10 protein-coding genes are annotated in these 13737 nt (G+C 38.5%); 3 read left to right on the top strand and 7 right to left on the bottom strand.

Annotation, left to right across the window (positions count from 1 at the left end; translation table 11 throughout):
- Positions 1 to 4: 4 nt before the first annotated feature.
- From ACRD6K_RS17175 to xseB, 3 genes are read left to right on the top strand one after another with little or no spacing between them, the layout of a single operon-like run.
- The gene (locus tag ACRD6K_RS17175; RefSeq protein ID WP_430974286.1) at positions 5 to 814 is read left to right on the top strand and encodes a toxin-antitoxin system YwqK family antitoxin; all 810 of its coding nucleotides are present in this window, start codon (positions 5 to 7) and stop codon (positions 812 to 814) included.
- A 57-nt stretch (positions 815 to 871) separates the two neighbouring features.
- The gene (gene xseA, locus ACRD6K_RS17170; RefSeq protein ID WP_430974285.1) at positions 872 to 2311 is read left to right on the top strand and encodes an exodeoxyribonuclease VII large subunit; all 1440 of its coding nucleotides are present in this window, start codon (positions 872 to 874) and stop codon (positions 2309 to 2311) included.
- A gap of 11 nt (positions 2312 to 2322) precedes the next feature.
- On the top strand, positions 2323 to 2523 hold the full coding sequence (xseB, locus tag ACRD6K_RS17165) for an exodeoxyribonuclease VII small subunit (RefSeq protein WP_299583326.1): 201 nt from the start codon (positions 2323 to 2325) through the stop codon (positions 2521 to 2523).
- Here xseB and ACRD6K_RS17160 read toward each other — a convergent pair.
- The 7 genes from ACRD6K_RS17160 to ACRD6K_RS17130 form a co-directional block, all read right to left on the bottom strand.
- On the bottom strand, positions 2520 to 2693 hold the full coding sequence (locus tag ACRD6K_RS17160) for a hypothetical protein (RefSeq protein ID WP_430974284.1): 174 nt from the start codon (positions 2691 to 2693) through the stop codon (positions 2520 to 2522). The genes xseB and ACRD6K_RS17160 overlap by 4 nt on opposite strands.
- A gap of 18 nt (positions 2694 to 2711) precedes the next feature.
- A complete protein-coding gene (locus ACRD6K_RS17155) occupies positions 2712 to 3713 on the bottom strand; it encodes a hypothetical protein (RefSeq protein ID WP_430974283.1) in 1002 nt (333 codons plus the stop codon).
- Positions 3714 to 3800: 87 nt separating this feature from the next.
- Positions 3801 to 5006, bottom strand: coding sequence for a sialidase family protein (locus ACRD6K_RS17150; RefSeq protein WP_430974281.1), 1206 nt, complete (start codon positions 5004 to 5006; stop codon positions 3801 to 3803).
- A gap of 63 nt (positions 5007 to 5069) precedes the next feature.
- Positions 5070 to 6140, bottom strand: coding sequence for a hypothetical protein (locus tag ACRD6K_RS17145; RefSeq protein WP_430974280.1), 1071 nt, complete (start codon positions 6138 to 6140; stop codon positions 5070 to 5072).
- A gap of 129 nt (positions 6141 to 6269) precedes the next feature.
- On the bottom strand, positions 6270 to 7025 hold the full coding sequence (locus tag ACRD6K_RS17140; protein WP_430974279.1) for a hypothetical protein: 756 nt from the start codon (positions 7023 to 7025) through the stop codon (positions 6270 to 6272).
- A gap of 272 nt (positions 7026 to 7297) precedes the next feature.
- Positions 7298 to 9373, bottom strand: a complete 2076-nt coding sequence (locus ACRD6K_RS17135; RefSeq protein WP_430974278.1) for a hypothetical protein — start codon at positions 9371 to 9373, stop codon at positions 7298 to 7300.
- Positions 9351 to 12857 (bottom strand): hypothetical protein, encoded by a 3507-nt coding sequence (locus tag ACRD6K_RS17130; RefSeq protein ID WP_430974277.1) that lies wholly within the window; start codon positions 12855 to 12857, stop codon positions 9351 to 9353. The genes ACRD6K_RS17135 and ACRD6K_RS17130 overlap by 23 nt, the downstream gene beginning before the upstream one ends.
- Between the last annotated feature and the right edge of the window lie 880 nt (positions 12858 to 13737).

The following is a 13737-nucleotide window of genomic DNA, read 5'->3' as shown; positions in this document are numbered from 1 at the left end:
TACGATGATCAGATATTTATTCCTCTTTCTGTTGGTGCTGACTCTGCACACAACTCATGCGCAAGAACAGCTCAACCAAACAGATCAAGACGGCCTAAAACAAGGATTCTGGCAAAAGAAACAAGCCAATGGCAACCTGGCCTACGAGGGGCATTTTGTCAACGATAAGCCTGTTGGTGAATTCAAACGCTATCATACCAACGGGCTTCTAAAGGCGCGGCTGGTTTATGAGCAAGGCACGGATACCATTCCGGCTGAACTGTTTGACACCCGTGGAAAATTAATGGCCAAAGGCCGGTACCTGAATCAACAGAAAACCGGCTTATGGCTTTTCTTTCAACAAGGTCAGCTGGTTTCAGAAGAGCAGTTTGAGCAAAATCGCAAGCAAGGCATCTCAAAAACCTACTATCCCAGCGGAGAGCTGTTTGAAGAAATCAATTGGAAAGATGATGTCAAAAATGGCATCTACCGCGCTTACTTCAAAAACGGCAAACCCTATATGGAATGTATGATGAAGGATGGAACACGCGACGGAGCCTGTCAGGTTTATTTCGAAAACGGCCAGCTGGAGCTCGATGCCTTCTATGTGAAAGGCCTGCGCCACGGCCAATGGAACTATTCGAATCCGGATGGAAGTTTTTCGCACAGCCTACACTACGACATGGGCAGCTTAACCAATCCGCAGGTTCTGGACAGCATCCAGCAAATTCAGTTTCAGGAACTGGAACAAAACAAAGATAAACTGATCGATCCGGAGAAGTTCATGGATGATCCCTTGCAATACATGATCAAAAACAAGATGCTTCGCCAATAAAACCGGCAAGTACAAAAGACTTAAAAACGAGGACAAGCGCACCGTAAATCAAACAAGATGGGAATCTCGCAACTTTCACTATCGGAACTGACCAAGCAGATCAAAGCACAGCTGGACGATGCTTTTCCGGGCATGCTGTGGATCAAAGCTGAAATCAGTGAGCTGAACAGCAACCGGACCGGCCATTGCTACCTGGAGCTGGTGGAAATTGACGAAGCCACCAAAGAGGTCGTTGCCCGCTGCCGTGCTACAATCTGGAGCTACTCGTTCCGCATGTTGAAACCCTATTTTGAAACCACCACCGGACAAGCGTTTTCCGAAGGTCTGAAAGTGCTGGTGCAGGCCAAAGTTGAATATCATCCGGTTTACGGGCTGAGCCTCAACATCCGGGATATTGACCCCAGCTATACCATGGGCGACATGGCACGCAAGCGCCGTGAGATTATTCTGCAACTGGAAGCCGACGGGGTACTCGACATGAACAAGGAACTGCCCCTTCCACTCGTTCCGCAACGGGTGGCCATCATTTCGTCGCCCACCGCAGCAGGCTTGCAGGATTTTCAGAACCAGCTGCTCAACAACGAGTACGACATCCGTTTTTACACCAAGCTATTTCCGGCTATCATGCAAGGGAAAGATGCAGCTACCTCCATCATGCAGGCGCTGGAGCAGGTTTTTCACTACGAAGATTTTTTTGATGTGGTGGTCATCATACGAGGGGGAGGCGCCCAGGTTGACCTGGCCAGTTTCGATCATTACGAATTAGCCTATCACATCACCCAGCTGCCCATTCCGGTGCTTACCGGCATTGGACACGACAAGGATGAAACTGCCGTGGACCTGGTGGCACACACCAAACTGAAAACCCCCACCGCGGTGGCCGAGTTCCTGATTAGTGGTGCGGCAACTTTTGAGCAACTTCTGGATGAACGAAAAGAGCAGTTTGTGGAAGAAGTTGAAAAGCGCTTGCAGACCGAAAAAGAATACCTGCAACGCGTACTTCAGAACTTTAAGCAAGATGTTCGGGAGCTGGTGCGCGAAGAAAGCAAGTATTTCGAACTGACCAGCCTGAAACTGGAGCGAGCCGTTCCGGCCTTTCTGTCAAGCAAAAAACAAGCGCTGAAACAACACCGCTACCAAATAGAAAAGCTGGGCACCAGCCAACTGAGCGAGCAAAAACATCAGCTGGATCGCAAACTGGACAACCTGCATTTTTTCATGCAACGTCAGTTTCGCATCAAGCGCAACCTGCTGAACCAGTCGCAGCAGGAACTGAAAATCAGGCTTCACAACAGCCTGAAAGTTCAGCACAATAAATTGCGTCATTTTGAAGGACAAATGCGACTGGTTGATCCGGAGAAGGTGCTAAAACGAGGCTACAGCCTCACCTACCAAAACGGCCAGTTAATTAAGTCGGTTGGGCAACTGAAGCCGGATGACGAGCTGGTAACCCAGCTGGCTGACGGAAAAGTAAGAAGTAAATTGATCAAAAAATAAACGAACAGATAATGGCAACAAAGAAACCAAGCTACCAGGAAGCAGTCAATGAGATTGATGAAATTCTGGCAAAAATTGAAAACGAAGAATTGGACGTTGATCAGCTGTCGACCCAAGTCAAACGGGTTTCAAGTCTGATTAAACTGTGCAAAGACAAATTGCACAAAACCGAAGAGGAAGTAGAGAACATTCTGAAAGAAATGGAAGATTAAAAGAAGGTATCTAAAAGTATAATGCTTCGTCCTTGCGAAGGAGGAACGACGGAAGCAATCTCCTGAATAACAGATTGCTTCGTTTCATTCCCAATGACGGTTTCACTTGTTAAAGTGACTTTGGGGGCAAGTACCGGGTTTGGTTGCATATCCAGTGTACCTTTTCCCATAATTTGATCCTCTTTTGTTTAAAAATTTACCGCAACCTGATAATAAAACATTTCGTCTTGCGGTTTCTGAACAATGTTTTTTGCAATGAGAATATCGGTCGTTTCGGTATAAATAAAATGGTACCAAAAGATAAAGAATTCTTCAAAAGAAACCTCTTTGTCAAAATTCAGTTCGTTATAAATCGTTTGAAAATAGGGTTTGTTTCTGTTCAAGATATCGAGTAGGCATGGAAAAAATAGATCAGGCATTTTTTGGGTTATCAACTCTGTATCATTTTCATCAAAGACATGAATTTTCTTGTCTTTATAATTTTCCCAACCAACATTTGACTTAATTCGCTTATTACCATATACGCAAATGCCAATAGAGTCATTCCAAAGCAGCCCCCGGTTACCGTAAATTCCGAAAGGTTCAGTTGTGTTGGCAGGATCATCTTCAACAATGGCCAGATAATACCGGCTTCCATTTCTTAAAGGCCGCTTTTGGTTTAAAAACTCTTCTTCCATCCGTTCGATTTGAAAATTATCGAGCACGACATTGCTCAGATAAAAGAGAGACAATTCTCGAAAATCATGTTGCTCTGAAATATTCGTTTCGTCATGTATTTCTTTTATTTCCGACAGCCAGTTGCATATACTGTCGGCAATTTCATTAGCCACCTTTTGGGCTTTTTCTTCTAATAAATGCCCACGTTCCAATGTGAGTATTCCAAGGGTTGGTTGATAATACTCTCCCTCTTTTTTAAGCACTTTATTTTTAATAAGAGTATTGATATTTTTCTGCCTTGTCTCAGGACTCCAATTCAATGCATTTTCAATTTCAGAAAGCGGAATCCTGTAATGCAAAGCAGTCAGGAATTGAGCAAGACTATCTTTTTTGATGTTGATTTTGGGGCCTTGGTATCCCGATATTTGGTAAATCCTAAACGAGGAGTCGAGAATATTTTCTGTTGTCCTGTTGTTTTTAACAGAACAGCTTGTCAAAATAGCGACAGTAAGTACGGCAATTAAATACTTCATATACAAATAAGTTTTTGGTTTAAATGTTATATGATTCTGACGCTATTGAGGTCCGGTCGTTACAAAAAACGTATAAACTATTGTATTTTAAGGCAAAAACCCTGACAAATTGCTTTCTGACAGCTTATCATTTGCTAACAGGTTAAAAGAAAACAGCTCTTCCGGAGCAAAAGAAATAAAGACCATTTTTTCGTACGGATGGTGCTCTCCGGCCTCGAAAAACAGACCAATACGACCACCCGGCAAAGCTGCCAGACACGAATAGGCCGAAGGCCCCGCATAAATCAATTTTGAATTAGACCAGCTTTTTGCCTCGTCAAAACTACACCGAACAGTCATGTGCGTGCGGCCAACCGGAACAGCCGGATTGGAAAAAAGCAGGGGACGCTCCGCATGCCCTTCCAGCCGGATAATGCTTCCCTGGCAAACCGATTCCACCAACTGAGGTGCAGGTTCCGGCTCCGACCAACTCTTGCCACCATCCCGACTGAAAGACACCGCGCGACAAGCTTTGCCCTGATACGAACGCATATTCATCATCAGGCTTCCATCAGCCAGCTCAACCACCTGGCTCTCGTTCACTTTCGGACTGATCAGCTCACTCATTCGCCAGCTTTGACCGCCATCATCACTCAGCAGCACATGCGCACCATAGCCATAAGCGCCTTTAACTGCCTCGCCCTCCTGCTCCACCGTATAGCTGTTGTTGCAAGGAATAACCAGCCGGTTTTTGTAGGGCTCCGCTTGCAGCTGAATCCCCACTCCCGGTCCGGTGGCATACCAGCCCCAGTCGGGTACTTTGCCGCTTTCAGCCAGCGAAACAGGCTCCGACCAGCTCAGGCCATCATCATCCGAATAGCAGAAATAAGGAATTCGCGTATCCTGGCTTTGCTTGCGGATAATAGCGTCTTCCGAATCGCTGCCCAGATTCCAGGTCATAAACAGATAAATACGCCCGCTGGTCTGATCAACTACCGGACACGGGTTGCCGCAGGTATTGGGGCCATCGTCCCACACCACCTGCTGCTCGTCCCAGCTGCGCCCCTGGTCGGTTGAGCGGCGCAATAAAATGTCAATATCGCCCGAATCTCCGCTTTCGCGTCCCTCGGCAAAGGCCAGTAGCGTTTGTTTCGTACTGACCACCAGCGCAGGAATGCGGTAGTTGTTGTGACTGCTGTCGGCCTGGCTCCATAAAACCTGAGTCTGCACCGGTTCCGGCGTTTCCAGTTGCTGGCAGGAACTCCAGAAAAAGAAAACGCCAAGCAATAGCATCGTATCATTCACAATTCGCATAGTCTCTATTTTTCAGTTTGATTATCCTGTATCAGCATAAAGGAAATCGCATCAATTATTTCCTTACTCCAATCTTTTTAAGGCTAGTTTCCTGATTTCAGCATCCTCGTCATTGAGGGCTACTGATTTTAAAGTGGATTGAATCGTTACTTTATCAACGGCTGACTTTCGAACCTCCCGGTCCCTGTCATTCAATGCCACGTCTGAGAGCGTGGACTGTAGCGTCAACTTACGAACTGCCAACGCTCTCACTTTTGCGTCCTTATCATTTAATGCCACCGAGGATAGTGTCGACTGAAGGGTCAGTTTTTCAACTGCCAGTTTTCGAACTTCGCTGTCCTTATCATTCATGGCTATGGCAGAGAGTGAAGACTGAAGCGTCAACTTACGAATTGCCAACGCTCTCACCTCTGCATCCTTATCGTTTAAAGCCACCGAGGACAGTGTCGACTGGAGGTTCAGTTTTTCAACTGCCAGTTTTCGAACTTCGCTGTCCTTATCATTCAGTGCTATGGCAGAGAGTGAAGACTGAAGCGTCAACTTACGAATTGCCAACGCTCTCACCTCTGCATCCTTATCGTTTAATGCCACCGAGGACAATGTCGACTGGAGGGTCAGTTTTTCAACTGCCAGTTTTCGAACTTCGCTGTCCTTATCATTCAGTGCTATGGCCGAGAGCGAAGATTGAAGCGTCAACTTACGAACTGCCAACGCTCTCACTTCTGCGTCCTTATCGTTTAATGCCACCGAGGATAGTGTCGACTGGAGGTTCAGTTTTTCAACTGCCAGTTTTCGAACTTCGCTGTCCTTATCATTCAGTGCTATGGTAGAGAGCGAAGACTGAAGCGTCAACTTACGAACTGCCAACGCTCTCACCTCTGCATCCTTATCGTTTAATGCCACCGAGGACAATGTCGACTGGAGGGTCAGTTTTTCAACCGCCTGTTTTCTCACCTCTGCGTCCTTGTCATTTAAAGCAACTGACGATAGTGTTGACTGACTTTGAAAGTCTTCTGATTTAAGGAGGCTGCCTCGCTCAATCGTTATCGTTTGGCTGGTGACTTTTTCCTGTTTTACAGCCGAACAAGCCGTCAGGATTAAAACAAGCAGTAGAAGTTGAATTGTTCTTTTCATCGTTTTAGTTTGGTCGTTTATTGGTATTTAGTTCGAGTTTTTTAATTGTTTGTTGAGCCAGCTCCGATTCAGAAATCTGCGACTGGTGTACCACCGCCCCACTCTATTCGTCGCACCGGGCAAGCCATTTTATGGTTTGGCGATGTAAACGGTAAACGCTTTTATTCCATTTTCTGGCAAATTCCAGATTCTTCTGTAATCCACTTTGTCATTCTCATTGACACGTCCATCGCCATCGGCATCCATAAATTTCAGGTCGCCAATCGCCGAAGGTTGGGGTTGCACGGCAGAATTGTCAATATCTTCCTGATTTTGAAAGACCCCGTTTACAATATATCCATCAATTAAGTTGACGGCCTCACCCTTTTGGACTAAGTACCAATACTCCATTTCGCCATGACCATATAAAAAAGCTTCTCCATTGTCATCGGTTGTGAGCACCTCAAGCAATTCTTTCTCTCCGGATTCATCCTGAAAGATGGAGATTTTTGCATTCGATACCAATTCCGGAACCGGGTTTTCAATAGACCAGTTGGTGCAATCATAAACCGTAAACTTGACAATGGGAAGCCAAACAGAAACCGTATAATAATTGACATTTTCCCCGTCTTCGGAAGTAACCGTATAATCCACAGGCTGGGTAAAGTCGGTCATAGCCTTCGACGGAGGATAGACTACGGCCCCTTCCGACAGCTCGATCGTTGGCATCAGTTTTTCCAGCTCCACCGATGCCGGTGCTTTAATAACGCCTTCACGATCCTCAAAGCTAACTTCTCCAAAGTCAAAACGCATGCTTACAATTGAAGCCTCCGTATTTTGTACCTCCTCCTTTTGGCATCCAACATGTAGCACGAACAATAAGGCCATTAGAATTCTGATTTTCATTACGTTTAGATTTTAGTTAACGGTAAATTGTATGAGTAGTGGCAGATTGCGGGCTTCTTTCCTGTCAAACCGCTACTCAGTTTGAGCGGGCTACAAACCTTGATATTTGCTACTTTTCCTACCATTACTTATACAAAATGTTACCTGCTGGGTTTTCTATTTCTTTCATAAAACTAATTCATTTTCAACTTTAGCACTGTCCCGATTTTGTTTTAAGCGTCGGGCAAGATGCTTTGGCAGAAAGACAAGCTCTTTTGCAATTTTGGGCTGTGTTATGGCTTGTGCGAATTGCAAATGTGCTTGGCTTTGAGCGATTGGTGTACATATTCTCTTAAATATTTAAAAGGGAACGGTAAAACTGTAATATTTTCATGTTTAACAAAGTCAACATTCATTGTAGGTAATAATTCATCGAATAACAGTTTACTTGAATTATGCGGAACTATTTTCCTAATTTTTGAAGCACGTGGAAAGTTTGATTGTATTCCTTCTCCTTTGGTTCCAACAAAGTAAATTCCTTGATTCTCTTTTGTCAGATATTTAATATCTAAATTTGAGTCCATCAACTTATATCTAGTCAATGAATCTTTGAAATAATAGTGCAATAAATTGCCTGTTTTATTAAAAAAGAACTCTGTAAATTCCTTACGTATTGTTCTATGATTAATAATCTTAAGAATCGATTTTCTGTCAAATACTGACTCAGTAGATTCGTTAATGAGATTTTTATAAACCTCATTTTTTTCATGCGAAAAGTGTTTTTCAAAATCTTCAAAGATTTGTACAAGTTCTGTCTGCTTGATTTTAAATGGTTGATTTGCTAAATCAAAGGTCTGTCCAATACTTATAAAATCTGGAAGTGTATATTCTCCTGAACTCTTTATAACATTAATGTCATTCTCCCCTGATACTATAATACCTTCAACATTCTCATTTTTGTTTTCACTTAATACATTTTCATAAATATCGCAGTATTCCGAATATTCATTTTGAGTAAATAAAGTATTCTCAAATTCTGAGAATGTTAATTGCCCTTGGGGCGAAATGTCAAGAAAGTAAAATAATGATTCGTGCTTTATTCCGAATTTCCAATGTGTTTTAAAGTTATATTTTTGCCAATCAATAAGGGAAATAAATCCTTTCTTGATATCTAGTTTGATACATAATTCTTTAACAGTATTTTTCACAACAGATTTAATAGAGTGTTTAAAATCTTCGATTGTAATGTGTTGAGATGTATTGGAATTAATACTCTTTTTATATGGGTCTTCAATATTATATCTTGAATAGTAGTCAGAGTTGTGAATAACAATTAGGTTGAAGCATTTTGTTTTTTCTTTTTTCCCTATAGTTATTTTTGCATCAGGATATTCAGCCCTAAAGCTTTTAATTAAATCCTCACAAAAATCTGCCGAATCCTCGTCATTGATTTTGTCAACTATATGAAAACTGTTGTTTGAGACAGTAGTATCAATTACCTCATTCTTTTCAATTTGAAGTCTCTTGTTATACCTTAAACTATGTTCTGGAATGATATCCTTAAAATTTAATGTTATGTACTCAGATAATTTGCTATTAATCTCATTATACAAAGAATACAGAAATCCCATCTTTGATACCGAAAACGATTCCTGATTTTCAAAACTTAAAAATGGAATTGATGTTTTCTTTCCTAACTCCTGCTTTTCAATAAATACATCACTCGCAGCTAGTTTCTCATTAGGTAAAACTCTTCTCAATTTCTGAGTTGAATGAGAAATAGAATATTTAGAATACTCTTTTATTGATTTAGTTAAGTTTAATTTCTTTATTAAAACTAGACTTGAAAATGTTTTTACTTCAAGTTGCAATTGCAACGCTTTGTCTATTCTAATTTTTATAGAAGGTATTTTTAGGATTAACTCACCATTGTTGGATTTTCTTTTTACAAACAGTCGAGAGTTTATACTAAATAAATATCCAGCAAGATTATTGAAAGCAAGTAATGAGTTTTTAGGTGCGGCTAAAGAATTAAGAAATAGTTGGGCTAAAAGATGTTGTGGAATGCTTTTTAATGAATCTATTGATTCCATTTTTTCAATTGAAAAATTTTCACCATCATTTACACTTTTGAGTTTTTGGGAAATATTATTTGTATTTAAAGCCCCATCAATATATAAACAATAAAAACAACTTCCTTTTTCAAATACAACTGATTGAGATTTTAATCCAGTCAATGCTTCGTCTAATATCAAGCTACCAAACTTTATATATTTTTCAGAAGTAGTTAGCTTGAAGATTGAAAAATCATTAATGATTCTATCATAGTTGAATAAAATGCTAACACTATTTATTTTTATGGGATGCATATTCTATTTCGCTTAAAATTGTTGTAACTGCTGTTTTATTGAATTTCTTTGTTTTTGTATTAAATAAAAAAGGAATTTCAATGATTCGACCATCATGCGAAATCACATTTTTATAATCCTGCTCAGATAAAATATTTACAACAAAAACCTTGTCTCCATTAATTTTATTAAGCTTTTCCAGAATTTTTTCTTTCGCTTCATCAGCTGGGAAGCTTGAGTATTCTTGCCAATGTTTAAAATCAACATAAACATTATCCCCCAATTCAAAATCAAAAAATTCGAAGTAATTTTCATTCTCAATCTCCTTCAAGTCAATTCCTAAGTGCTTCTTAAAAATAAACTGTCCAACTTCCTCACCAAGAGCTCCCTTGTAAATATTATTAAAAAGTGGTGGTGTTAACATGTAGTCACCAATCTTGAAAGCTGTCGCCCAATTATTTGAGGTAAATAAATCATTTACTCCAGGAATCTGCATTAGTTCACTCAACCTACAGCTTTGTTCTGAAACACTATACTTAGATTTATCTGTAAAATCTATAGAAACGTCTTCAAAGTCACCCTCCCTTTCATAGGAATACTGATTATTCGCTGATGGAAGATGAACATATAATTGACAAAAACGTGCATGCTTTTTTGCTTCTTCTTGTGTTAGTGTCGGAAAATGCAAAGTCATTTCTCTAAGCATTTTCCATTCCTCAATACTTCTTGTTGTCCAGTTTGTATCAAGAAATCTTCGAATAAGATTTGTTGTTTTTCTGCTTATGGTATTTGCTGTATTAACATGATTTTGAATGAAATCATTGTTAGTTTCTGTAGAATGAAGCTTTGGTTTTGTCTCTTTCAACTTCAAAAACTCCCATAAACAAATCTGCTTTTCAGTATCAACGGTTAGTATGTGTGGATATATTTTTTTGTCAGCAAAAATATAAATGTTCCTACTTTTTAAATTTGTTCGGCACAATCTACCTATCGCCTGAATTACCATTTTTGAAACATGCTGGCTATAATTGTATTTTTGATACAGACTGTCTACTTTGAAATTTCTTTGAATAATTGTCTTTGAGTGAATTGAACTAATTAGGTTCTTAAAAGCAAATTTAACTTCCTGATTTAGATGATACATTGAAATATCACCATGCTCTTGTAAAAATTCAAGCTGAAATAGATATGTTGCAAATTCGGACTCTTTCAGGTTTCTATTATTGGCATTAATAAGCAAATGTGTAGGTTCGTCAAGATATATTGCATTTATATCTGTTTTATTGTCCTTATTCCAATCTAATGAACCTTGCTTAAACTTAACCAATCCTTTAGTTGAGGGGGCTTTAAATTGTAAATTCTGGCCTGCACCCAAAGTTTGGTATGTTGAAATAATAAATACTTTTTTACCACTTTCTAATCTGTCAATTAAACCTTCTTTTTGAGCATCAAAATCTTTACTTTTTATAATTAAGTATGAGTTTTTTACATCAAACTTTCCATCATAAATAAAATCTTCTTTTGACTTTGTAATTTCAATCAAAAACTCAAATATTTCTTTCAAATGGTTTTCATCAAATGAATAATTGAAAGGTTTTGGAAAAGCATTCAAAAGACACAAAAAGGATTGAATATCATTTTTAATGAGGAACTGCTTAAAAACGATAGCAACCTTTAAAATTCTGTTTTTATAAAAAGAGTCTGGAGTTATTTTATTAAAAATTTCTTTTGCAATTTCTTCATCTCCAAAAAGTACTGTCCAATCTTTTAATTGTGATTCTGTTTCAAGCTCAATCCATTCTGGCTTTATATTAATTCTTTTATCATAATCTGGATATTGAGAATGAAAGTCATTTCTAAGCTTGGCAATTTCTGAATCGGATAAAGAAAAATATTTTTCACCTAATTGATTTGACAAGTAATTAATATCGTAGTTCCCTGTAACAGTATCAATTGTTGAAGTAGCTGAAATTCCTACAACTTTGCCTTTCTCCGAAAGTTTGAGAATAAATTTCTCGGGAGAATTCTGAAATGAATAAATAAAGGTTTTTGTTACAGTATCATGTTCTTCGCTATCTACAAAATCATAATATCTAAATCCATTTTGATAAACGCTTAAATCGTAATGTAATTTTTCTTCTGAATGATTTGCCAAACTTCTCTCGGCTAGAATATTATCAACTAGGAAATTTTTATGTTTTGTCTCCAACGAGAATTCCTCCAAGATTGTAAGAAGTGCCGATTCATATGAATATTCGATATCAGAATCATTTTCCTTTTTTAAATCATAATAATTGGTTGCTAAATGCTTTATGCCCGTTTGAAAGTAATTAATAAACCCCTTAATGCTATTTAGCAATGCAATGATAGACTTCTGATTTGATGGGGGTTTTTCATCAACAAACCTAATATTATTTAACCCGACAGAAGGTTCTGTGTCAATGCGTATAAATTTCTTATCACCTTTCAAAACTGCATGATAACGGAAATCATGAAAAAGAAGACTTCTGGAGTCCTGTTTTTCTCCTGATTCAACTGTTTTGTAACTTACCTTTAGTTTGAATTCATCACAAATGCTATCAGCTTTCTTTTGAAAAGATTCAAGTTGATTTTTAGGAGTTAAGATTCTTCCATTGCTTTCAATTTTCTTTTCTAACTTGTCTGAAACAGAAAGAATTTGTTGTGGGAAAACATTGTTGAGTAAAGACAAATGAATTCCATTAAACAATTGAATAAAATCAATTTTTTGATTTATTCCCTTATCAATAATATTGGATAGAATGTTATTTTTCGTCGAATCAAATTCATCAATGAAAAAGAGAGACCTCTTGGATATTTTATTCTCGTGGAAATAATATGATGGTTCTACTAATGTTGCATTCTTAGCAAAAAACTTGTCTATGCTTAAAAAGTAAATCTTTCTTTTATCTGTGTACACTGTTGGGTATAATTTCCCAATCCAATTAAGACTTTTATTATTCTTTATCGCTTTTATTCTATCCTGCTTGTTTGGGAAATGCTTCGATAAATATTCCGATATGCGTTTTCGGAAGTTAGGTTCATACTTTTCTCGTATTTGCCTTTTAAATTCATCAACAACATCTTGCATTCCTTGATTCTGTTCAAGTTTTTTAATGCTCCTACACAATCGTTTTAGGTTTCTAAAGTCCGAAGTGTTAAAGTATTCTTCAACTTCATCTTCAATTTCAAGTAGGTTTTTTAATATAAAATCTTGGTTAGAATCAATGAACAAAACATGATTATCAAAGTCTGCAAGTTTCTTGTTTGGTTTGAAGAAATTATCTCTCAATTCCTCAAATGGTAGGTTTTTCTTAAGGTTTGTAATAAAAAATATCTTTCGTCCATCCTTACAAAAAGATTTATAATTATTAAAAATGTATTCAAGAACCTTGTATGTTTTCCCTGAGCCAGTAGGTGGATTAAACAAGAATAAACCTGTTTCTCCAATGTTGTCTGAGCAATATTTATTTAGTATTTTGTGCATTATATTTGTTAAAATATTCTTAATCTAGCGTTGGCAAAAATTGCACTTTTTTGCAAATTTTGGTTTGTGTGTTGGCTTGTGTGATTTGCAAATGTGTGCAATGTGCGTAGGCTTCCTAAATTGCCCCTTAGGGCAAAAGCGCGTCGGCAAAACAAAATCTTAATCGAAGCACTCATTAGTTTTTTATTCGTTTTAGTTTTAGTCAATTTACAGTTCAGTCTTTCTCTTTTTCAACCTTGCAGGTAACACTTATATACCCACAGTCTTGTGGATATATTCGCTTTAGCTGGATGTGTTTTTACTGATTAAAACGCTGCTTGTGTGCGGTGGGTGTCCGTTGGTTAGTACTGTCATTGGTTTTTTCTTTTTTAGGTTTGGCTGATCAAGTTACAAAACTTTACAAAATGTATGCGTCCGTAAGCGCCTTTTTATTTTCGTTCTAAACAAAAAACACGCACGTCCATACCATGGACACCATTTTTTGCACATTTTCAGCCAAAAAAGATACAACTGACACCGCTTTTTGAACAGTTCCGCCCAAAATGGCTTGGTTGGGTCAAAAACCTCGTTGGTAGGCATGCCAACCCCTCTGGTAAGGTCATTTACCGCTCTGGTAAACACATTTACCTATCTGGTAGACCCATTTACCTGTCTGGTAGCCTCATTTACCTCTCTGGTAGCCTCATTTACCTCTCTGGTAGACACATTTACCTGTCTGGTAAGGTCATTTACCGCTCTGGTAAACCCATTTACCAATTAAAGTTGGTAGAAAGAGCCGTTTTTGAGTTTCCTAACACAAAAAAGGAGAGTGTTCAACAAACTGTGTCATGTAAACAAAAATGAATGTTTTAAAATTTACCTGATATGGGAAAAGAAAAGT

This window comes from Sunxiuqinia rutila, assembly GCF_050589705.1.
GTDB classification, from domain to species: Bacteria; Bacteroidota; Bacteroidia; order Bacteroidales; family Prolixibacteraceae; genus Sunxiuqinia; species Sunxiuqinia rutila.
This window is presented reverse-complemented; position numbering and strand designations above follow the sequence as displayed.